Origin of the sequence: Stenotrophomonas sp. I18B00994 (assembly GCF_014145825.1) — a bacterium.
GTDB classification, from domain to species: domain Bacteria; phylum Pseudomonadota; class Gammaproteobacteria; order Xanthomonadales; family Xanthomonadaceae; genus Stenotrophomonas; species Stenotrophomonas maltophilia.
In genome coordinates this window covers 97,486-120,361 of record NZ_JACIUW010000012.1, presented here as the reverse complement: position 1 = coordinate 120,361, position 22,876 = coordinate 97,486, and the positions used below count along the sequence as shown (strand labels likewise).

Sequence of the window (22,876 nt, the reverse complement as noted above, 5' to 3'; positions counted from 1 at the left end):
GTTGTGCTGTAACGAATGAATTGTGCCAATTCGGCGGCCCAATCGCCACAGCAGCATCGCCGGGCTCGGCTCAAGAGCAGGCACCTATCCGAACTTCTGAACGCCAGGTGGTGGTGAGCCGGGTACTGATTCAGATATCCCGTCCCAAGAAGTCTCTTCGGCCATTAGGCCCACACGGGTGGGACCAATGGCAAGGCCGGGCTATTGGTACAGAACAATCTGAGCGAATGAGCTAATGCCAGGCCTCCGGCTATTCCCTATTCGCTTCTGCTTGGCGGCGTCCCGCCGCTGGCAGCACGGCCATACACCAGCTTGACGGGAGCGTATGCAGCTGGATCGGCCGGGAGTCTTGCGGCGAACCGCGCGGCCCGCGTGACTTGGCCGAGGCCGGCTCTCGGTTGGGTTACTACCCCCGATAGATATGCGTAATCCACTTCCCCGCCGATGTCCGCTTCCGGCCAATAGCGAACGTTCAACACCCGAGTTAAGCCGTGCCGCGAAGCGGCATCGGCTTGAACGAATTGTTAGATCTGCGGCCTCGAATTCTCCGCGAGCCATTCGTCAAGTCGGGTGCAAGAGTCGCCTTCGTACTTCTTACATCGCCTGGGTTCACGAGGCCCCTATTGTGCGCCCTGGCGCTGGAACCAAGCGGCGGCCCATATGGGCCGTCCGCCTTGAACGAATTGTTAGGTGCGTGTGCGACGTTGCACCGAGATCTGTTGGGTGATGCGGCGATTGATCTTGCGCTTCCATTCAAGCTGCTTTTCCGACAGCTTCCGCTTGAGGCGCGTACTGACCAAGAATTCATATTCAGTGTCATAGATGTATCCCATCTTGCGCCCATGCTCGATGACGTCGAGGTTAGCGTTGGCATACGGGTCTTTTGCGATGCGTTTCAGGCCATCGAACAGGTTGCCCGTATCAATGCCAATAAAGCGATTGATGCAAACGTTGCCAACGTAGGTCGACTTTCCTGTGATGCGATTTGTTATGTAGCAGTGCTCCTTGATTTCTTGGCCGCAAGGGCAGTGATCGAACTCTTCCGTGATCTCCACACTCACCAAGTCCCACTCGGTGCGGGCTATCCCGAAAACGTCCGAGCGTGACAGCGGGAGTATGTGGGCTTTCAGCCTTTCGAAGTTATGTTCCATAGTGATCTCCGGCACGGACCTAACGCCTGAGTTGAGCCAACCGGCGAAGCCGTTTCGACTTGAATGAATCGTTAGACCTAAACGCTCCCCCGGAACACGATTTGCAGCGAACCAGGCGAAATCAAACTTGGTGCCCGATGATTGGCGCTGGTGGGACTGCTCATGCGGACGCTGAAGCCGTGTTGAGCAAGAATGCCAAGCTCCCGAATCGACTCAACACGAACGTAGTCTTGCTCGAACCGGCTCATGCTCGCTACGTACTTGCCGTCCTCATGCAGGTGCGGAGTGAGAACCGCGCCCGGCTCGTTGCCGCGCGACACGGTGTAAGACATGGCCGTTGCTTCTGACACTTTGCGATCCCCTGTGATTGAGCCCTGACGCCAGAATTAAGCCGACCCGCGAAGCGGATTTGGCTTGAATGACCTGTTAGGGCGCGCACCGAGCAAGCCCAGCGCATGGTAGTAAGACGCACCCTCCAGTTCGGCTTGGACTGCTGTGCAGCCGATACTGGAAAGTGACTGGAGTAATGGACCACGAAGTGACCCAGCAGGAACTACTGTACGTCTGTCCGGACCCAGAGCAGTACGAAGAACATCTTGCGTTACACGGTGGGTAACATTGGCGATGCGAACCAGGTGAGCCTCCGGCGCTAGAGCAACGAGGGCCAAGAGGACCCTCTCCGTGAATCGTTGTCCTCTGGTGATGCATGCTCTCTCAATATTCTCTAGCTGGATCACGCACTGCGAAGAAATCAGCCAGCCCCTGATGTAGGGAAGATTACGTTCTTGCGGCTCAGCGAGAGACGCCGAACAGTCAAGGGTTGAGATCCTGACAGAAACGTGAAAATCGTCGCGGCCGAGCGAGAATGTCGATGCGCACCTCGACACAATCACTTCAACTTTCCGTTCGTTACCAGCAACTTCAGCTCGAAAGGTTCCGATTGACCGTTCACTTTGCATAGCGGCCTAACTACCTAATAGACGGACCCGTGGCTCCGGTTATACGACTTACCCACAAAGCACCGTATGGGGGACTTCTTCCTTGATACGGCTCGATCTTAGGGCGCCTGAGTCCGGTTAACAAGCCAACATATAACCGGACCCAGCGGTCGGCTCGATGAACGCAGCAAGCAGAGGTGCAAATGCCCGCTTTGGGTCGATAGCGGACTCTAGCATTCCTGGTCGCGTTGTCTGGTGCCGCCGCGTCTGCTTTCGGCTAAGGGCGGACAATGAGACGGTCCGTCTAAGAACTCCTAAGCAATTCCCTGCGGTCATCGCTTAGGTCTGTTCTAGGCGTGAACGACGGCGAGCCAAGCTCTCGATATGAATGTTGCGCAACAAGTAAGACCAGGCCGCTGCTACTTTTGTTTAAATTGCTTGAGCAGCTGCTCGGGGATGAAAGTAAGGTTCCCTCTCGCCCGAGAGCATGCCACGTAAAGCTTGTTTCGTGGGCCTGGTTTGAGTTGGCTCAAGGTCTCCGCGTGGAAGGCCTTGACGTAGGGAGCGCTGAGGACGACGCAGACGTCGTCATAGTGATCCGCACCTTTCGAAGCCCCCCAGTTCTCCGAGAAGCAGCCGTACTTGTAGTGCTCTTGGTAGAAGAGCTTTACAACCGAGGGGGCGCGGTAGAGAGCCAAAACAACCTCCGGATCACACTCGAATCGAACTGCGGTCTCTCGGCCCTCATGCGCAACGATTGAAACGCCCAACTGGTTGCTGATGAACTGGCAGACACTCACTGAGCAGCGCCTGCTGACCTTGAGGGAATCCGTGTCCACTCGAAGCCCTGCTGCTACGAACCTAGCCTTGTACCTTGCGTAGTTATCATGCAAGGTGCTGTTCTTCTGGCCATCCCGGCTTGTGTCGTACGTGTGCTGGTAGAAGTCCCCGACAAAACAGATCTCGACGTCTGCCTTCGCTGCTTCGAGCAGAAAACTGAAGTCATGACCGCCAAAGTCTTGGACTTCGTCCACGAAGAACGCATCGTAGTACTTCTCGAGTCGCCTACGGACCAACGGCAGGACACCCGAGCGATCAATGAAATCGGCTAGTCGGTTCGAGTATAGCCATCTCTTTGGTGTCATGTACCTGCGATCATCGTGGAGCTTGAACGCCGGGCGCTGAGGCGGGATCTTGAAGGTAACGCCTTGTGACCTCTTCTCCATTGCTAGGAAAGGGCGATAGCAGAAGCCGTAAAGGAAAGAGAAGTAGGTTGAAACCTGGACGTTGCGCGGGATGTGTCCAAACTTTTGAATGATCTTCTGACGAATGTTCTCGATGTTTGCATCGGTGTAAGTGACGATTAGGAATCGGCGATCAAGATCAAGCTTGGAAACCAGCATGGATGTCTTGCCGGAGCCTGCGACAGCAAGCGTTACCCTCTTATCCATGCAATCGCCTGCTCGATGTAAGGGGGAACAGTGAGGGCCTTGCCGTGCTTCTCGAGAAGCCGGAAGGCGACTTCGGTCTTGTTCTCGAGCATATAGTCCTGAACAGAAAGCGTGCGACGTCCCGCGGCAAACAGATCATCGCAGGATTTGGTGTTGTCCTGATAGATACAGATTTCGAATGTGCTTCTAGCTGGATCTGGATCAGCGAAAACTCGTATCTTGTCGCTTACGAAATCCTTGTAGTTCTCAACACAATTCAATTGGTAGTCATTGTCGTTGTCACGTACAATCGCAACCTTGATCCCTAGTACCTTTGCAAGTTCCATGTAGCGTTTGAAGCTGGTTCCGTCGACAGATATGACATGAATCCCGTCATTCTCTGTGCTAGACCCGCCGGAGCATGCCTCATACAGAGCCCCCAGAAGAATGAACTCGGCATCTCCTTCAACAAGGATCGCCCGACTACAGAGTGACAGTTCAAGCACATTGTTATCTGGCGCCTTCATGAAGAATCTGGCCGTATCGTCGGTCAGAGTCTGCAATGATGCTGGCTTCGCTGCACCAACCTCGTTCAACAAAAGTACTTTTCGCAGGTTTAGCCGTGTGGCGATGAAGCTGCTGTGGGTCGCAATGAACAGCTGCTTGTCCTTGGATGCGTCGATTCGCTCGATCAGCTTGTGCATGTGCACGTGACTCAGGTGATTCTCGGGCTCTTCAAGGAGAAGCAGGTCGAGAGCCGACTCGCGATTTCGGAGCGCAAACTCGGTCTTTATGAAGCATTGCCGTCCTTTGCCCTTTCCTTCAATAGGAATGTCATCCTCAGTGATCACCAAGTCTGATTCGATACTGGACTTTGAGCTGCTACGGACGTCGAATTTTTAGTCAACGACCGTATCATTCATTGCCTTAAGATTTGTGTCGCGGAAGACCCTCTTCGCCTTGCGGTATTGATAGGCGTGCTTGTTCCGCTCGGTGGCGGTCGACTGTGCAACATACATCGCACGCGTGTAATCGCGATTGGCGTAGTCGTTGTTGATCTGGGAGCTATCAATCAGAAGATGCTTAAGGGGCTTTCGGTATGGAAGCAGTGTTCTGTCAGCAAACGTTCTGAACCTCACCTCGTAGAACTCAAAGGGAAAGCTGCCTTCCTTATCGGCCAGAGCCGTCTTGATCTCGTCTGTGTACTCGTCCATTGGAAGACAAGACACTCGAATACCGCAGCCGTCCCGACGGAGGCTGTTGTTCCTTCCGTCGAACTCCTGGTCGCCCAATCCCTTGAAGTACACCTCGATGTGGAGGACCGGAAGATTGGCAACATTCCGATCACCGCCGAGGAACTCTGAGATCGCCTGCGCGCTGAAGATCGTTTCAATTCCCAGCGCATCAACCTTGCTACGACTAGAGCTGAGAGCAATGTCTATTGCCTGCAGAATTGAGCTCTTTCCTGCTTCATTGCCTCCCGCAAGTATGTTCAACTTGTCGTCGAAGGAAACATCAAAATCTCGGAACTTCTTGAAATTCTTCAGGATCAATCGTTCAATTGTCGGCACCTGACACCCCCTGTCTTGCCTATTCCATGGTTGTTCTGACTGGCCGCTAAGATGGCAGGGTCGACCGTCCCCTGGAGCAACAGCACGAATATATATATACAGATGTGCGGGTCTGAGAAGTGGCGAACAAAGCCAGCGACGACATCTGGTGCCCGGGCTAAGCGACGGTATGAGGTCGGCGGCTACCAGACGGCTTTTTTCGCAAGCGGTTGTCACGTAACGCCTTCAGCACGTTTCGTGCTCCGAGCATCACCGAGAATCCCACATCCAGCGGCACATTGCATCGCTGGCCGATTTGCTTAGCTGCCTGCTGAAGTTTGCGGTGGGATCCCACCTGCTCTGCATCTCCTTCAGCCATCTGTAGCGCAAGATCCAATGCCCTGTTCAAGTGAACTCTCTGACTGTAAGGACCTTGCTCCTCGTATCTCGCTTTGTACTCCTCGTAGACGTCAAGATGCATCTCTCTTAGCAATTGCCTATTGAGCCTGAAGCGCCGAAGTACAACTTTCATCTGCGGTACATAGTGGTCGTCTTTGGACGCCTTTAGAACATCTGAAAAGCATTTGGCACATCGCTCGAGCCGCTCCGCATGCCTGCCAACAGGCAGCTTTAACGTTGCATAGCTAAACCAAAGATCCAACAGCGGCTCGGAAGCCGCCGCATCCGGGCTTAGCAAGATGTCGCGTGCTGAGATGGACTGGAGAGCGCAGAGATTGACAATGGCACGAATGGTCGTCCGACCCCTGGTCAAGTTCTTGGTAGCGCGGTAGAACTCCGCCTTGAGAGCGTTAGGGTATGCGCGCCTCATAGGATGTCCGTCAACGAGCAGTTTCACGAATCGAACATAGTTTTCGAAGGGAATCTGGGGTTGTGAGGGCGTCGCGCAAAGTTCGATTATGGATGCAAGCTGTTGCTGACCCCATGCCTCGTCGCCAGTAATCGCTGCGGCGGAGCCATCACCGGAAAGCGATTGCTTGCATTTGTGGCATCTTCTACGGCGCTGGTAGTCTGTTGAGCTCGGCTGGTCCGCGCCACACCTTGAACAGGTGGTTTCGAGCTTGCATTTATGCAGGTCACACTCAGCTTGGATGTCGACGATCCACGATAGCGGCTCATATGAGAGATCATCGTCCCAATCGCGGTAGCACACTGGGCACCAGCGGCGGCGCGTTGTGTCTCGGCCTCCTCCGTAGGTTGCCAGTACGTCCTCCAAAACCCAGAATGTGCCGCACTGCAGGTCGTTCTGGGCGGTCAGCATCTTGAGCGTGCTGATACGGTGACTGAAGTCACGGCTGGGACCGCAATACTTGCCCGAGCCCATGACTTGTCCTCTACGTCCACCATCAATAGCTGGACCTACTATCGACATCATATTGGCCATGGTCACGCCGACTGTCCACGCTTGCCGTAGAACGTAGTGCTCCAAGGATTCAACTCGCGACGTTCCCACACCCTTCAATTGAAGTGGAGGCAAGGACGACCAGGTAAATCGCTCAATACTAGACTTCATGGCACACCTCCCCATAGGAGGAGGCCCAACCAGACTTGAGCTGCTTCGCCCTGGCTGTAGCGCTTCCAGCCATCATTGCATCCTCGAAATCATCGATATCTCGCCAAAGGTTGGCAAGATCTTTGTCTGAATAGTAGGAAGCCTCTATGTGACGTTTAAGGATCCGCTCGCTTCCTTCCTGCTTGGCCGCATCCGCAGCTCGCGACAGAAGCTGAGCCACCTCTCCGTAGACACCTGCCGTCGCGACCAGTAGATCCTCCGCCATTCGGATCAATAGGTCCTGTTCAGAGAAATTGTGCCTTTCGCTTAGCGACGTAAGTAGGCGCAAGAATGGAGCCCGGTCCTCCCTTCTTTTAACGCTATATGGCGGAACCCATATAGACGTCACGCTTCGGCGAAGCTCGGATTCGATCGACCAGAGTTGAACTGCCCTGTGGATTCCGGTCATTATGAGCATCGACCCGGCGGACTCTGCTAACGCCATCAAGTGCAATGCATGGTCCGCAGGTGACTTGTCTTTGTGATTCACCAGAAGCGCTGATATTTGATCGATAGCGACATACTTGCAGTCACGCGCAATCATGGACTGCCTTACAGACGACCAACACTCCGCTTCGGTGAGCCTGAGTTGATACCGTCCAAGCTGAAGGTCTTTGCCGCGAACTTCGGCTTGAATGTCCGAAGGAGGACTTGACCGAGGTGATCCGCCCTCCAGCGCCCAAGTCAGAGTCGGCGCATTAAGCTCTTGCAATAACTCGCGGGCGAGATATCGCGAACTAAAGTATGCTCCAACTGGCAAGCACGCGAACGTCTCGATGGCAGGAACTTTTCCCTTTTCCCACAGGTTTGGGTTCCCAAACATCTCACGCATTACGCTCCGACGCATCGTGGTCTTCCCTACACCGGACGGACCGATGACGAAGACCATATGTCCTGGTCTGTGATTGTCTAGGGCTGCCCTCAGTCGATCTCGCGGCCCTCTGTATGCTGAGTGCTGGAGAAGTCTCATCAGATATCCTCCGCTTTGTCGAGCGCTTCTACACCATCCTGCGGAGGACCTATATTTCGGCCCTCGTGACTGGTGGATTCCACCACCTCCACTAGGGGGGATAGGTGTGCAATCGCAATGATTGTTGCAGCCGCGGACTGCCTCCTGGCGTGCAGCTTTCTCGCGAAATCTTCGCGCCACCGCCTTGCATCGGCGCCCCACCGGAACTGATTTGAGTCTGTAGTCACCATTTCCCTCCCTCAGGTTGGAGATCCCCAGCGCGCCTTCACATGTTCTGATCGCTCAGTGACACTGCCGGCAACCATGCTCATCTCGAAGGCGTCGATGTCCCGCCATAGGTTCCTAAGATCCTCACTTCCGTAGAAGGAGATCTCGATGTGTCGCTTAAGAATTCTGCTGCATCCCTCCTGCTTCGCAGCAATATCGGCCCGCTCCAGCAGTTCGACCACCTCAGCGAATACGCCGCCGGTAGCGGCGAGGATATCGTTGGCCATCCGGATTAGCAGATCATCCTGTGACAGCCCGTAGCGATTGGCCAATGACTTGAGCAAACGAAGGAACGGCAGTTTGTCATCCCGACGCCTATCACTATATGGAGGCACCCAAATGGTTGTGACTCGACGTCGCAACTCGGAGTTGACCGACCACAACTGCGTGGCTTTGTGCACCCCAGTCATGACGAACATCACGCCTGTGGCTTCAGCTATCGCCATTAGATGGAGGGTGTGGTCAGCGGGGGACTTGTCTCTGTGGTTGACTAGTAGCGCCGTGACCTGATCGATTGATACGTACTTGCAACTACGCGCTCTCAGGCTTCGCTGCACCATCCCCCAGTACTCGCCTTCTGTCTGTCTTGTTCGCGCTAAGGACGCCCACTCCGATGTTGCTGCGGCGAGCTCGCGTCGTATTCGCAGTTTTGCATCCTCCCCGAGATAGCTTCCGTCCAGTAGCCACGCCAACGTGGGCGCGTGTAACTCCTGAAGAATAGAGACTGCGAGTTGGCGGGAACTGAAGTACGCGCCGTGAGGAAGTGTGGCGAATGTCTCGACCAGGGGTATCCGCCCACAATCCCAGCATGCTGGGTTGCCAAACATCTCCTGCATTACCGAGCGCCTCATCGTGGTCTTGCCCACGCCTGATGGCCCAATAATGAACACCATATGTCCTGGCCTATGACGGTCGAGCGCCATTCGCAATCGCTTGCGTGGGCCCTCGTAGGCTGGGTGCTGAACCATCTTCATCAGTAGTCCTCCCGTTCATCGAACGGAACGATGTCCTGCGCGATCGCAGGTGGCACTGGTTCGATATTTAGCCTCTCATCGCTGCCGGGCATTGGCACCGGGGCAAGGTGCTCTGTTGCGGGCCTTGCCGCTTGGGCCTGCACTCGGCGCGAATGACGAGCACGGGCAACTTCCTCTTTTCTTTTTGCCGATTGTGAGCGCAACGAGGGTGCCCAGAGCAAATGAAACAGTCGCTCCTGATCCGATAAGAGCGCATCGCTTTGCACTTTGTTGTGGAAGGCCTTGAACCAGCTCCCGCGAACCTTCACGTAGATCACACTTGGGTCACAACAGTCGCTGCGAACCTCACTGGCATCCTCAGTTCGCAGCTCTTGTAAAAGCTCGTCACTGGTGAACCAACCATCGGCAGTGCGTACGCCACGCTGGCGGTCGATTCGCTTCTTGGTCTCCACCTTGATCGCAGTTCTGATCAGGAACCCATCGTCCCATTCGCACGGTGTTCCGACAGCGCCGTAGGCCGCGAGCGCCTCAACCCTCTTTTCGGCTGGCGTTGTATCATCTGGCCCCGGTGTCATAGGAAGGTCGTGATAGACGAACTTCAGGAACTCCTCGTGCACACGGACGAAGTCCGTCCTCGCATTGTTTCGGCTCTTGAACCTGCCGTCGACCTTACGTCCCATCTGGTCGGGCCGCGTGCTTCCCGGGAATCGCTGTGCTACTTGTTCGTTGACCTGCTTGATGGCGTTCTCAGCAATGCCATTCCAGGCGCTGCCCGCCGTTGGGGAGAACCTTAGACTGATCTCGCCATGGCAGAAATCTTGTAGCCAACGGGAAGTGTTCTCCGGCCCTCGATCCAGATGGATCAACTTGGGTAGAAAGCCCTGTCTTTTGACGTACTCACGCATGAGCAATGCCAAGGCGTCGGTTCTTGCTGAGCCAAATACCAATGCATGAGCCATCGGATAGCCCGTCGCTCCGTCTATGCCGATATAGAACTTTGCTTTGCTTGCTGGGAAGCAGTGAATCAGGTTCGGCGCGCAGCGAACATCTAGATCCGACGAATCCACGTGCAGTGTGTGGCCATATCCGATCGGAGGCAGCGAGCGATGGCGAGGATCGGTGCGTGTACGCGTCGCGTGGTAGGCGCGAAAGCCGCCCGTGGAAAGGGCATGGCGTGTTGGGCTCTCGCTTCTTCGTCTGGCATCCAGTCGGCCCCTACCGCAAGGCTCAACTCCTAACCGAAGGCACTCCTCTTCGAACACATAGAGCAAGTCCTTCGGTCTATGTACCCTCCCGGTGTTCCAGTGCAGCGCGATGACGGTCTCTATGGCTTGCTCGTGTTCCGGAAGCAGGCGCGATGCTCGGTTTCCGCTAAAGGCATATTTGGTAAGACAAGCCGAAAGCGCGGATCTTCCTTCGGCAACGGCCTTTCGAACCTGTCGCTGCAGAGCGCCCATCCGTCGTGTTGCGGGCAGACTTCCGGCCTCAATCAGCGCAAGCCTACTGAGTCGCTGGCGTGCCCGCTGGAGGTCTGTAGCGGTTGCCACCAGCAATGGATCGTCCACAGCTGGTTGCGACTGAGCTTTGACAATGGCTCCAAGCAGTAGTTCGTCCGCCTCCTTGGCCTGCTCCTTCGTGCCATACAGATGGAAGCGGTCAGTCCTAGCCACGGGAGTGCTCTGCCATGGACCGAAAGCCGCCGATCTTCCCAGCATCCAAAGCGCTAGGCGCGGTGTGAAGCCGGGCACCTCGGCGAGGAGACTGTCCAGCAGAAGGGGGCGCTTGGCGATTAGCCCAACTGCCTTGGTTACTGCGGTAGTTTCATGTTGCTGAAGGGCATCACCGGCTACCGCGTAGCAGGCTTCAAGGTTCTGGAGGTACACACCGGTTGGAGTGGGCGGCACCCAGACTCTGAACGCCAGGCCATGCTGCTGCGCCCATTGGGCGTAGGGGGAATAGGTCCATACCGCGTCCTGCTTGACCCAAAGGGAGTCCGGAAGCGCCAGTTGGCTCTCCAGCCACGATAGCGGCTTGCACTCCACTAGCTCTACGTGGTCCCTGCGAAATACAAGAAAATCCACATGTGCAGTGCTGATGTGATTGCGCCCGGACGCCGTGGTGCGCTGCACGCGGCGGCATGGTACTTGTACGTAGTAGCCCAGCACCTCGGGATCAAGCTCAAGCTCATAGGCAAAGACCAACTCGCACGTGTGGCTTTCAACTGTTCGCGCACTACCGTTCTTGATTGAGTTGTGCCTAACACGAACGTTTCTTAGCGCCGCCTTGCCTACAGTCTTTGTTCCGCTGCCGGTAACCATGCTCTCGATCTGCCGGATACTGAGCTCACTTGCCTTTATGCGGGTGTAAAACCGGTGGCGGTCTTCAAACGATAGGCCACCAGATTGAGCGTCTGTGGACATGCCGATTCCTCATGCGCCCCCCACGGGAGCACCGTCCAAAATGCCTGGGCGAGCCTTACCAGGCGAGTCGGACATAGGTGCCCGTGACAGGCCTGCGCAGGCTTGACAGGGGAGTCAGGGAAGGGGAAAGTATCGGCAAGACCTGCAAAGTCGCCGACCTGAGAACCCGTGAGTCCTACCTCACGGGTTTTTTCTTTCCAACTTCCGGCGAAGGAAGTTTAGATTGGGCTAGGTCATGGGCTGCCTGCCTCCCTCGGAAATTGAGGTGCCTGAGATCGAAGGTATGCGCTGACATCGGCGGCGTGAGCGAACCACCCGCGACGACCTTGTGGACGAAACAGCGTCACTGGCAAACGACCTGTGGCGCTTGCCCGCCTAAGTGCTGCCGGGCTATTGAACCCGAGCAGTCGCGACAGGTCTTTGGCCGGCACCAGCCCGCCATAGGTTTGCGCCACCCAAGCCACAGACAATGCATCCGGCTCTTTACTTGGTAGGCTCACGTACGCTCCAGTGATGCTAGGTTCCAGGTAACCCTAACGCTCTACCGTAGCCTTTTCATCCAGCAAAACTACCCTTCCAACGTCTACTTTTTTTGGAGGTTTCCGATGGGGGAGTTGCACGAAGCTTGCCAAGCACTCCAAGCGATGCAGTGCTCCAATATAGGTCGTCCTGCCTCTGATGCATCGGACAGGCTGCACTCCAGGATTCTCTGGAATACATGGTCTCTGGTGGAAGGCGGGGAGGAGGAGTTGAGGGCACGCTATGTTCTTCGGCGCCAGAGCCTAGATGGTCCGTTAATGATGCGCAGCGATGAGTTCAGTGCATATCGGCAGGGATTGCGGTCGCTATCACCCAAGCGGCGCAAGCACCTTGCCATGCAGCTTCCCCAGCTTGAAGAGGTGGTTAAGTGGCCCTTTGCAGCCCTCAGCCACCGAGAGTGGGATATGAGGACAGTTGTTGGCTGGAATCGCCTATTTACGTCCAGCGCCGGACTACTCGGAGACCACTATTCATTCCCGGGCGATAGGACCAGTACTGATGAGAACCGCGTGCCTGTGATGGCATATGACTTGGATGGCCTTTACCAACGAGGTGACATCTATGGCTTTCTCATGCTGACGTGCACGTATCGGCTGTTCCACTTGCAGCGGTTGGCTGATCGCCAGTGGTATGCGGCAAGCCACATGATACGAGCACTATCGGGAGCATGCAGAGATCCCAGAGTGCGTCCATACGCTCATGAGTTGATCACACAGACGAAGCAACTTCTTCGCCTGCTGCCGGACACGAGCTTTCCAATTCACGTTAATGACGACGTGATCTGGGATCAGATCCGGAACGACGTCCACGAGCCCTCCTACTTGATGAGACGGGCTGCTGAAAGGCGTGGCGTTCACATCCCAGAGCCTGTGAGCCCAATCATCTCCTACCGATACCAAAAGTGCGCCCCTCAGCAACAGCCTTTGCTGTTCGCGCGTAACGGGTAGTCTTCTGATCCGACAAGGCCAAAGAACTGCGGCCGGGGTGGGGTCGGGAGGTTGGCAGTATCCGCGATCGCCTTCTATTCGAAAGATACCCTCTGGCAATGGGCTATAGGCTGATCCAAATCCAGCTTTCGAAATGCGCCCATCGCTGCAGCGTTCACCACGGAGGGAGCCTTGCTCCCGCAAATCCAGCGCATCGCCTGCATCAATTGGCCGTGGCTAAACACGACCACCTGCTCATGCGCGGAATAGGATTTAAGAATGCGCAGCGCTCGCGCAGCGCGGGCAACTAGCTGGGCAAATGACTCGGCACCAGGTCCATCCACATAGTTTGGATCGCAACGGGACCAGTAGTCCTCTACCCACTGCTTGCGGTCTGCTGCCGAGGTGCCCACGCACCGCTCAGGCGACAGATAAGTGAACTCGTGGACCCCCAGGGGCGCAACGACCATCTTGAAGCGTTCGGCGAGTGGTTGTGATGTCTGCCTAGCCCGGAGGAATCGTGAGGTAAAGATGCGGTCAGGCGCAGCCGACCAGGTCATTGCCAATGCGCGAGCCTGCTCCTCCCCTGCGGCAGTGAGGGCAATGGATTCGGGATCGGCGGTTGCAAATCCCGCATTAGCCATGCTTTGCGCATGCCTAACTACCACTAGCATCTTCCCTCTCCCCCTGTTCTGTTTGTCTTCTGGGCAGGTGCCTGCCGCCCGTCTCGGATGCACCCTGACTCCGACGCATAGGCCCTCTTAAGCCAGTACCTAGTGCTGTTAGGCCGCCTCGCATTGTCGCAATGGTTCTGGACCATTGTCTGCTGCGGCGGGCTACGCTCGTTTGCCTCGCACCACACAATCTTTGCCACTCAAGGGGGGGCAAAGCATGGTCCAAACCCTAACAGGCTGCACAGACTTTGGGGTTCCGGTGGGCACCTACTTTGGTGATGGGATCAAAAGGGCTCTGACCCCTGCCGCAGGTCGAGCAAGCTCGACCACTACCAGATGCGTGGCCGGTTACAGCTTCATGTTCAGGCCGACGAACACGCTGCGGCCCGGGGCCGGCGAGAACATCGGGCGGGCGCTGTCCCAGAAGAAGCTGTCGTACCAGGCGTAGGCGTACTGGCGGCCGGTGACGTTCTTCAGCTGCAGGTCCACGCTGAAACGCGGGGTGAGCTGATAGGCCGCACTGAGGTCGAGCACGGCGAAGCCACCGAACTTGCCGGCCACGTTGCGTTCTTCCAGGTAGTAATCGCCCTGTGCACGCGCCTGCAGGCCCAGCCGCAGCGCATCAGCGGCGCGGTAATCCACACCCAGATTGCTGATATGGCGCGGGGTGGCAGCCACTTCGCGGCCCTGCAGGGAAATGCCGGCATCGCGGTCGTCGCGGGTGATCTTCGCTTCCTGGTAGGCGTGCGAGGCCCATACCGTCCAGTCGTCGCCCAGTTGCAGGCTCAGCTGCGCATCCACGCCGCGTCGGCGGGTCTTGCCCAGGGTGACCGTGGTGCCGGTGGCCGGCATGTTGGATACCTCGTTTTCCGCGTCCTGCTGCCACACCGCCAGGCGTGCCTGGCTGCCGGCAAACGGCTGGAATTTCAGGCCCAGCTCCATGCCGGTGTTGGTGGACGGCTGCATCGGTGCCTGCCCGGGGGTGAGGTAGGCCGGCGCGGTGGACCCGGTCAGTACCTGGAAGGTGCGGCCCCAGTTCGCGTAGACGTGGGTGGTCTGGCCCAGGCTGTGGATGACGCTCAGCTTGGGCTGACCGATGGTGCCGTAGTCCTGCAGGCGTCCGCGGACGCCATTCATCAGGTGCGTGCTGCCACTGAAGCGATCGATACGATAGGCCGGCACGATCTTCCAAGCCTCGACCGGCTGGTAGACGGCCTGCACGTAGGCACCCCAGTTGTCGAAGCTGTGGCGATCGTTGTTCTGCACCCGCGCCGGCGGCTGGCTGAAATCGGTGGGTTCGGCGTAGGCGTAGCGCTCGCGGATATAGCCGTTGTCCTGCTGCTCGTAGTTCAAGCCGCCTTCGAGGGTAAGCGCTGGGCTGGCCTGCCAGGTCAGCGTGCTGAACAGGCCAGTCTGGCGCTCATCCCACACGCGGCGCTGACGCGGCAGGTTGCCGGTGGGCAGGTCGCTGAAGGTCACGCGGCGGTCGTCTTCATAGCGGTTGTAGTAGAGCCGCGTGCCGAAGGTGAGTGCGTCGGACAGCTTCAGGTCGACGTGCGCGGCGATCTGCCGCATGTCGCGGTCATCGCCATCATTGCCGTTGCGCAGCTCGCTGCCACGGCGGTGCGTGCGCAGTTCCTCGGCGGTCATGAAGCCGGGTTCGTCGGCCTCATGGTGATAGGCGCGCGCCGTCAGGCCCACGCGCAGCCCTTCGTCCAGCGTGCCGAAGAACCACTTGCCGCCCAGCGAGTACTTCTTCGAGGTGTCGTGGTCGCGATAGCCATCGCTGGCCTGGGTGCCAACAAAATAGTTCTGCGCGAAGCCATTGGCTTCGCGGCCAACCGCCAGCTGTGCATCACGGGTGTTGTAGCTGCCGTAGGCCAGGCGCGCATCGGTGTAGCTGCCGCCCTGACGCGTACCGAAGTTCACGTTGCCACCGATGTTGTGCAGCCCATAGCGCGGGTCGTTGGTCCCGCGCACCACTTCGATGTAGCTGATGTCCAGCGGGAACAGCATGTCGATGAAGCGCTGGTTGCCACTGTTGACGTTGCTGGGGATGCCGTCGATGAGGGTCTTGATGGCGTTGAGGTAGCCCTCGCCGTTGAAGGCGCGGAAGCTGACCTTGCCCGATTCGGCCCCCTGCCGCGTTTCGGTGAGCTGGATGCCGGGCATCTGCCCCAGCAGTTCCCAGCTGTGCGAGACGTTGCGGTCTTCGATCTGGTCCGCGCCGAGCACGTCCACCGAAGTCAGCACCTGGCGCGCGCTGAGCTGGCCTTCGCCATGCTGGTGCACCTGCACCTTGCCGAGGGTGAGCGCGGCATCGGCGGACTGTGCGAAAGCTTCAGGGGCGAACGGAGCGGCCGCGAGGGCGGCCACAAGGGTGGGAGTCTTCATGGGAAGGGGCGGCTGCGGTGAAATGTAATCATATAACATTTCACATGCCCGCTTTTGCAGCGTCGAGCAAGGCTCGGCGCTACAAGGGCGGGTGCCGGGGGCTGGGATTACACCGGGTAGCCGGTGGCTTCCCGTGCCTTCTTCCAGGCGGCTTCGAATTCACGCGCGGAGATTTCGTCGTCCTCGTCGAAATCCAGGAACGACACTGGCTGGTCGGCCAGCAGGAAGCGGTCGTCGCTGTGGGCCTGCTCGTCGGCCCAGACCATCTTGGTGCCGTAGATTTCCACCTGGCGCACGATCTTCTCGCCACGGGCTTCCATCAGCACGTTGCCCTTGCCCAGGCCCGATTCGGCCCAGTGCTTGTAGTACTTCTTTGCGGCGGACTTCGCGCCGGGTTTTGCGTTGTGCTTTGCGTAGGTCATTGCAGGGGTCCTGGCCGCAGGCGCGGCCGGAAAGTTCGGAATGGCGCCATTATCAGGCATCCGGGGTCAGAGCCCTTCCCTTTGGAAAGGGATCCGACCCCTGCTGGTTCAGTTCGGCAGGGGCACGCCCTTCGGCCACAGCATCCAGATATTGCCCTTCTGCTTCATGTCGCCGGCCAGCTTGCCGGCGGCATCGCCGCTGCCCCAGTACAGGTCGGCGCGCACCTCACCGGCGATGGCGCCGCCGGTGTCCTGCGCGGCCACCGGGCGCACCACCGGGGTGCCGTCCGGGCGCGTGGTGGAGAGCCACAGCAGGCTGCCCAGCGGCACCACGCTGCGGTCCACCGCCACGCTGTAGCCGGCGGTGAGCGGCACGTTCAGCGAACCACGCGGGCCTTCCGGGCTGTCCGGGTTGCGCACGAAGAACACGTAGCTGGGGTTGCTGCGCAGCAGTTCCGGCACGCGCGCGGGATTGGCCCGGGCCCAGGCGCGGATCGCGTCCATGGTGACGTCTTCCTTCTTCAGCTGGCCCTGGTCGACCAGCCAGCGCCCGACGGCGCGGTAGGGGTGGCCATTCTGTTCCGCATAGGCCAGCCGCACCTGCTTGCCATCGGCCAGGCGCACGCGGCCGGACCCCTGGATCTGCAGCAGCTGCAGGTCCATCGGGTCGGTCAGCCAGGCCAGCACCGGGGCGTTGGCGCCCTTGGCCGCGATGGTGCCGGCGTCGTCATAGGGCTTGAGCACCTTGCCTTCGACGCGACCGCGCAGGCGCTTGCCCTTCAGTTCCGGGTAGAGGCTCTCCAGCTGCACCACCACCAGATCATCGGGAGTGCCGTAGACCGGCACCGTCGCCTTGTCGGTGCGGGTCAGGCTGCCGGCATAGATCGGCTCGTAGTAGCCGGTAATCAGTCCGTCGGCCTGGTGGCCACCGGCACGCAGCGCATAGGCATCAAGGTCGCGCTGCAGGAACTGGCGGATCGCGGCCGGGTCCTTGTCTGACACCGCTGCGGCGGTGGCGCAGGGTCTGGCCCAGACGGCATCGTTCTTCAGGCGGGTGCAGCTGCTGCGCCAGGCAACGAAACCGGCCTGCAGATCGCTGTTGGAGACCGCTGGCAGGGCTTTCCAGTCGACCCTGGCGTAGGTGGCCGCCGGCGGTGAGGTCGGCGTGGGCGCTTCGGAACCCGTGCGGGGAGCGGTGGTGGCGCAACCGGCGAGCACCGCCGCTGCCAACAGGGTCCAGTGCCTGCGCTTGAAGAAGGTAGCGGAATCGATCATGCCGCCATGGTGGCGGGCCGGCCGCTGGGCGGCAACCCAGCGCGGGGCCAAGCGTTCATGCGCGGGGTCACGGCGTCTGCAGCAGCAGCGAGTACAGGATGCGCGCGTCTTCGGCGTCCAGCGTCATCGGCAGGTCGTCGCGGCCTCGGAAGCGGCGGTGGAAGGCGGCGACGGTGGCTTCGCGGTTGTCCAGTGGATAGCCGAAGCGGGCCAGCGCATTCCACGCGTCGAAGCCTTCCGGTGCTGCCCCGTCGGCCGCGCGCGGCCAGACGCCGAAGCCGGCCTCGGCCAGCTCCTGCCACGGGAAGAAACGGCTCGGATCCTGCTTGCGCGTCGGCGCCAGGTCGGCATGGGCGATGACCTGGCGCGGCGGGATGTTCAAGCGGGTGGTGAGGTCGCGCAGCAGCACGATCAGCGATTCGATCTGCGCCGCACTGAACCGGCTGCGGCCATCGTTGTCGAGCTCGATGCCGATCGAAGCCGAGTTGAGATCGGTGATGGTGCCCCAGCGCCCGGCACCGGCGTGCCAGGCACGGCGCTCATCGGCGACCAGTTGATAGCGATGGCCATCGGCGCCGATCAGGTAGTGCGCACTGACCGGCCCACCACTGTTGGCGGTACGCAGCGTATGCAGGCTCTGCTGCACCGACTTCTGCTCGGTGTGGTGGATGACGATGATGAGTGGCGTGCGCGCGTTCTGGTTGGGTGACGGCACCCAGGTGGCGAGCGGGTTGTGCTGCACGGGCGCGGTGGCGGTGCAGGCCGTCAGGGCGAGCGCCAGCAGTGCGGAAACCAGAAGGCGGGGGCTGATCATGGACGGATTGTAACCATGGACTGCAGCAGTCGTTCGGCGCGAAGTGCCGATCTCCCAGACACCCCTTGGCCCTGAAACCGGATATTCGACAACCACAATTCGCCTAATGACCCGCACGAGCCCATAGAAACAATTGCACGCAAACACCTCGCCCGACACTAGACACAACCCCACTCTCCAATGACAACCAAAATAATCAAAAACCCACAACCTCAATCAGACCACAAAGTACCAATCAGTATCCGCAAACAACCAAAATCAAACTATCACTTCAAACACCAATTCATCCCTGAAAAGTGTAAGTCTTGAAACTTCCGCAATGGACGCAAGGTCTCTCCGGGTCGTCGCTTCGCGAACTACTCCCGATATGAGGATCTCATCAAAGTATGAGGAAACACCACCAACCCATCCCCCCACTGCCTCATCAAGCAACCTTTCGAGACCAGGTGAACACACATCCATCCTAAGATCAGAAAATTGATGATCACGACTATCCACCAGAAAGCATTCCCTACCACGAACAACAAGAAAAGCCCTCAACGAAACCACACTTCCATACAGAGCCGTAAAATCAATGCAAGAGAATTTTTCGAAACTATCCGACATTAAAAGCCACCCACTTTCCATTAATAATTTCTTCGCCAGAGAATTTTCTTCCAAACTCATCATCGCAGTGCTTCAGAACTGCCCGCCTTCGCACCCTTCCCGAGGCCTCCGCTCCCTTCGATTATGGTAACAGCGCCATATTTTCGAAGCAGTACCTTCGAAAGTCCAAGCCCCAGCTCAGCTGATGATTCCTTCGAGAAGAGGCCGTACTGATCAATCGTCCTGTCAAGATTCCCGGCCTACTCCGCCAGTGCAGCTACAGTGTGTTCTTGAGGCAGGATATAGACCGGCTGGAGCCCCCACTCTCAAAAATCAGCTCACGATAGGCACGTCCGTTCAGGGAGTGGCCGAACGAGGAAAGCGCCTCGCTACTGTGACCAAGTTCATCGAACAGCCCAAGCACTCCGGGCCACGAGCCGTACTTGTAGGAGACGGCCGCATTGACAAACACCTGACACGCAGGGCTCGACGAGTTCGCGCTACACACCGATAGCAGCCCGTAGTCCATTCGCTCCGACAGTTGCTTAACAACATCACGCACCGTCTTCTGGCATGAAGTGTCGCCGCCGCACTCGTCGAGCTGCTGCTTCATTGCACGAGCCTGTTCTTCCGCAAGGAAGTTGTTCTCAACCGAATTCTTGGCAATCCCCGCATTCAACGTGATCCCAGCCAGATCCTGCGCTAACAAGCCACCCGCCAGTACTCCGACCGCGTGCGACAGCGCCAGCGCCACCTCCTTCTGTTCCGGGCTCAGCTTGGCGGGGTTTCCGCCGGTCAACGAATTGGTCAGCACTCTCGCGGCCAACTCGCCGCCGGTCGCGGACACCGCTTCGGTTCCCGCGCTGCCTCCATTGGCTTCCGCCAGCGGCGCACCCAACACCGTATGCGACAGAAAGTGCAGAGTCGCATTGGGATCGCTGCCGTGGCTCGGGTCCAGCTTGCTGCCGATGAAGTAAGCGGCATATGGCGCCAGTGCATTGGGCGCGACCTGACCAGCGCCCTGTCCCGCCACACCACTCACCAGCGCCGTCGTCACTGCGTTCAGTGCACGGTTGTAGTCATCGAGGCGCCCCACTTCCCCGCGCCGCTGTATGCCTGGCTGTCAGCCGCCGCCACCTTGCTGCGCACAGGCACCCGATTCCATCGCCCTCAATCACAGGCCGTGTTGACCTTCATCATTCGTCCAATCCGCGGCCAGATCAACATGTAGAAGGCACCCGCGGCCAACCCAATGAAAAGCATGATGCCAGCGCGCCTGGGAGCCCACTCAAGCCAAAAGGAAGGACTGGTCCAGACCTTTATCCAAGCGCCAGGAGAGAAGGCACCCTCGAACGCGAGCCACGCCAACAAGGCACAGACTGGTGCAGCTACAACATGGCGAGCTTTGAGCCGCGGAAGAAATTTATCCACAAGCATAACCCCAGGCACACCGAAGATGAGGCCCAACACAGCAGCTATGGCGCAAACCAGCGATGCGAAAATTGCAGCCTGCGAAAGACTGCCTATCCGATAACTCAGCGGAATGCCTATGAATAAAGCCCCTCCAAGCGCGGAACTGGCAATCACGGACACAATCTTTGCCCCCAACTCACGCTCACTCACTGGCAGACCTCCACCATCTTTCCATCAGGGCCCCGGTAGCTCATGCGTTTCTGCCTCGAGGGAAAAGTAGTCCAAAGCCACTGCAACTTGCCAATTTCGCTACCAATATCGCGCGTACTGGAACTCCACACTTGTCTATCGGCCCACGAATTCTAGTTGAACATTGGACTCGAACCCGTACCCCAGCCTCTGGTTGAGACTGAGAATCCACCGGATCCATTCGTATGCACCTGTCGGATCACAAAGCCCGGATCCAATGCATGTGCTCCAGGCACCGTGATGTTGATCAGACTACTGGTGCTCGGATCGATGAGGTGCGTTACGTAACCCGTCGGGTCATCCCGTCACGCTCCGGACTACTGCAAACCCAGAAGCGCTTTTGCGCGGCGATTGAACTACAGATACTCCTCATAGGAAAGATCAACCTTGTCACTCAGGAGAATGTAGACACCACTCGCTGTCAGTTCCACCTTATCAACCTTACCTTCAAGGCGGGAGGAAACCTCCTCGGGTCCAAATCCAAGTGCGTCGCTGCAAAGCCGGGCATCCCAGAACTGGGCAGGGTACATCGTCAGGATGTTCTTCCTGCCGTCGAAATCCTTGACTCCAGCAGCTTTCAGATCCTCAAGGGTTGGCCCCTCTCGGCCCACACCGTCCTGATAGTCCATCGAATGCATGCCGTACGTGACCTTCACCCTGTACGCACCGAACGCCTCGGCAACAGAAGCGACGCAGTTCGTCAGAACGCTCGGATAGTCCCGTGCCTTGTTGCTGCTTCTGAACCCATACAGAATGATCTCGTCCAACGCAGCCACATCCGCGTAGTCGTACCCGGTCCCCCTGAAAGCGTATGTACCGATGATCGACAGACCTTTCAGTCCAGTCTTGATCTCATAGCTTGCCAGCAATTCTCCTCCACAGTCGGGTACAGGCGGCAGCTCGAGAGCATGGAATCCCAATGGGCACTCGATTGCCGACATCCTATCCATGACATGGAGATGCCTCTCGGCAATCGAGATGGCTCTGTCAGGCCGTGCCTGAAGATGGATTGCAATGCCCTCAGTACTCACTGATTCCTCGTCCTCACAGAAATCACATCATCCATTCCATCCGGCGTGTGCGCGTTCTGGTTCGGCGACCACACCCAGGTGACGAACGGGGTGTGCTGCACCGGCGCGCTAGCCGCGCAGGCCGCAAGGGCCAGTGCCAGCGGTGCGGAAACAGGGAGGCGGGAACTGATCATGGACAAATCGTAGCCAGTACACTGGCGATTGACAGAAGCGCGATCGACCACTTCGTCATCTTGCCCACATTGCTCATATCGCTACTGCCGAGCTGATTGAACCTGTTTCATTCATATGGAGTCTGCACTTGCCGGACGCCGATCACCCGAAGCACCGCTGCCCCCCCCCTTGGCCCTGAGCGGATATCCAGCAGGAAGTGAAGTACGTCGCGGAAAGTCCGAAAACAACCAACGAACAAATAAGCAAAATAGTTCAGGACGCCCGCAGCTGCGGTGCCGCATGAAGCGCACGATCGCCACGATACTCAGGACAGGTAGGGTGACCAACCCAAGCATGAGGATACAGCGAACCAAACCCCACAGTAGATCACATGGAATGAGTGCCACCACGCGCACCTGACCGCAGCGGAGGGAGCTGATTCGGAACTCAGAATCGAGGAAGACAATCGCCCCTGCGACCAAGCACGCCGACCAGATGGATAGATACATACCCATAACAGGTCGGTAGCGCCACGCATTTTGTCAACTTTCCATGTACTGATTGATTACTCATTCAGTAACAGGATCGTAGACCGCACCAACCACCCCAGCCTCATCCAGGCGACGCCTCACCTCTTCACTCACGATCAACGCGCCCATGAATTTCTCGATTCGGAAAATATGCCTCGCGCCGATCCTCTCTCGATCGACAATGAGTTTCGTGAACGCCCTGTACTGACCCGCGAGATCCGGTCTGACCGGATCATCCTCTTCAAACTTCATGAAATCGGAACGACCTTCGTCTACGCAGTCAACGCGCGTCTCCACGATCAATACAGAGTACTCGCCACGAACATCCTGACCCTCGATGATCAATGGTTCGACAACGACATTCATATAGGGCTCATCGAACTCAGGCAAGCCAACAAGCGCATCTCGAAATCTCGCACTTACCACTGGAACACTTGCATACCCGGCAAGAGAGTAATCGACCTCAACCCCACAATTCACGAGATCAAGGCTGTAGGTCCCAGGTTCCATGAAGTTGACGGGAGGATCTATGAAGAGCCAGTTATCCACATGATTGATATTCCCTAGAGTCCATCGCTCTGCAATGCTCATGTCGGGCCT

Annotated in this window: 19 protein-coding genes; all 19 read right to left on the bottom strand. The window is 58.0% G+C overall.

The genetic code is table 11. The annotated features are described in order from the left end of the window. Positions 1–686 precede the first annotated feature (686 nt). The 19 genes from H4O10_RS14610 to H4O10_RS14525 all read right to left on the bottom strand — a co-directional run bounded on the left by H4O10_RS14610 (position 687) and on the right by H4O10_RS14525 (position 22,867). On the bottom strand, positions 687–1,151 hold the full coding sequence (locus H4O10_RS14610) for a hypothetical protein (protein ID WP_180845682.1): 465 nt from the start codon (positions 1,149–1,151) through the stop codon (positions 687–689). Between the two features lie 77 nt (positions 1,152–1,228). Beyond that, complete coding sequence (locus H4O10_RS14605) at positions 1,229–1,483, bottom strand: hypothetical protein (protein WP_180845681.1); 255 nt, start codon at positions 1,481–1,483, stop codon at positions 1,229–1,231. Positions 1,484–2,508: 1,025 nt separating this feature from the next. Then, on the bottom strand, positions 2,509–3,540 hold the full coding sequence (locus H4O10_RS14600) for an AAA family ATPase (RefSeq protein WP_180845680.1): 1,032 nt from the start codon (positions 3,538–3,540) through the stop codon (positions 2,509–2,511). Beyond that, positions 3,525–4,370, bottom strand: coding sequence for a TOPRIM nucleotidyl transferase/hydrolase domain-containing protein (locus H4O10_RS22180; protein ID WP_219633535.1), 846 nt, complete (start codon positions 4,368–4,370; stop codon positions 3,525–3,527). Before H4O10_RS22180 ends, H4O10_RS14600 begins: the two co-directional genes overlap by 16 nt. Before the next feature lie 48 nt (positions 4,371–4,418). Next, positions 4,419–5,072, bottom strand: coding sequence for an AAA family ATPase (locus tag H4O10_RS22175; protein ID WP_219633534.1), 654 nt, complete (start codon positions 5,070–5,072; stop codon positions 4,419–4,421). 175 nt (positions 5,073–5,247) lie between these two features. After that, the gene (locus tag H4O10_RS14590) at positions 5,248–6,477 is read right to left on the bottom strand and encodes a hypothetical protein (protein WP_180845679.1); all 1,230 of its coding nucleotides are present in this window, start codon (positions 6,475–6,477) and stop codon (positions 5,248–5,250) included. Positions 6,478–6,589: 112 nt separating this feature from the next. Continuing rightward, complete coding sequence (locus tag H4O10_RS14585) at positions 6,590–7,609, bottom strand: ATP-binding protein (protein ID WP_180845678.1); 1,020 nt, start codon at positions 7,607–7,609, stop codon at positions 6,590–6,592. A 239-nt stretch (positions 7,610–7,848) separates the two neighbouring features. Then, positions 7,849–8,850 (bottom strand): AAA family ATPase, encoded by a 1,002-nt coding sequence (locus H4O10_RS14580; RefSeq protein ID WP_180845677.1) that lies wholly within the window; start codon positions 8,848–8,850, stop codon positions 7,849–7,851. Next, complete coding sequence (locus H4O10_RS14575) at positions 8,850–11,270, bottom strand: DDE-type integrase/transposase/recombinase (RefSeq protein WP_180845676.1); 2,421 nt, start codon at positions 11,268–11,270, stop codon at positions 8,850–8,852. Before H4O10_RS14575 ends, H4O10_RS14580 begins: the two co-directional genes overlap by 1 nt. A gap of 1,561 nt (positions 11,271–12,831) precedes the next feature. Continuing rightward, positions 12,832–13,410, bottom strand: coding sequence for a histidine phosphatase family protein (locus H4O10_RS14570; protein WP_072167369.1), 579 nt, complete (start codon positions 13,408–13,410; stop codon positions 12,832–12,834). 348 nt (positions 13,411–13,758) lie between these two features. Next, positions 13,759–15,804, bottom strand: a complete 2,046-nt coding sequence (locus H4O10_RS14565; protein WP_049402858.1) for a TonB-dependent receptor — start codon at positions 15,802–15,804, stop codon at positions 13,759–13,761. A gap of 107 nt (positions 15,805–15,911) precedes the next feature. After that, positions 15,912–16,226, bottom strand: a complete 315-nt coding sequence (locus tag H4O10_RS14560; protein WP_049402859.1) for a hypothetical protein — start codon at positions 16,224–16,226, stop codon at positions 15,912–15,914. 108 nt (positions 16,227–16,334) lie between these two features. Next, positions 16,335–17,501 (bottom strand): MltA domain-containing protein, encoded by a 1,167-nt coding sequence (locus H4O10_RS14555; RefSeq protein WP_049402885.1) that lies wholly within the window; start codon positions 17,499–17,501, stop codon positions 16,335–16,337. A 67-nt stretch (positions 17,502–17,568) separates the two neighbouring features. Further along, a complete protein-coding gene (locus H4O10_RS14550; RefSeq protein WP_049452640.1) occupies positions 17,569–18,315 on the bottom strand; it encodes an N-acetylmuramoyl-L-alanine amidase in 747 nt (248 codons plus the stop codon). 258 nt (positions 18,316–18,573) lie between these two features. After that, positions 18,574–18,981 carry a hypothetical protein gene (locus H4O10_RS14545; protein WP_141097868.1) on the bottom strand — a complete coding sequence of 136 codons (408 nt, stop codon included), beginning with the start codon at positions 18,979–18,981 and terminating at the stop codon, positions 18,574–18,576. A gap of 196 nt (positions 18,982–19,177) precedes the next feature. Continuing rightward, complete coding sequence (locus H4O10_RS22415) at positions 19,178–19,996, bottom strand: VENN motif pre-toxin domain-containing protein (RefSeq protein WP_053451608.1); 819 nt, start codon at positions 19,994–19,996, stop codon at positions 19,178–19,180. A 74-nt stretch (positions 19,997–20,070) separates the two neighbouring features. Continuing rightward, positions 20,071–20,523 (bottom strand): hypothetical protein, encoded by a 453-nt coding sequence (locus H4O10_RS14535; protein ID WP_033834609.1) that lies wholly within the window; start codon positions 20,521–20,523, stop codon positions 20,071–20,073. Between the two features lie 395 nt (positions 20,524–20,918). Continuing rightward, on the bottom strand, positions 20,919–21,593 hold the full coding sequence (locus H4O10_RS14530) for a hypothetical protein (RefSeq protein WP_049452638.1): 675 nt from the start codon (positions 21,591–21,593) through the stop codon (positions 20,919–20,921). 722 nt (positions 21,594–22,315) lie between these two features. After that, positions 22,316–22,867: a DUF1629 domain-containing protein gene (locus H4O10_RS14525; RefSeq protein WP_197572800.1), complete on the bottom strand. Its 552-nt coding sequence runs from the start codon at positions 22,865–22,867 to the stop codon at positions 22,316–22,318. Positions 22,868–22,876 lie beyond the last annotated feature (9 nt).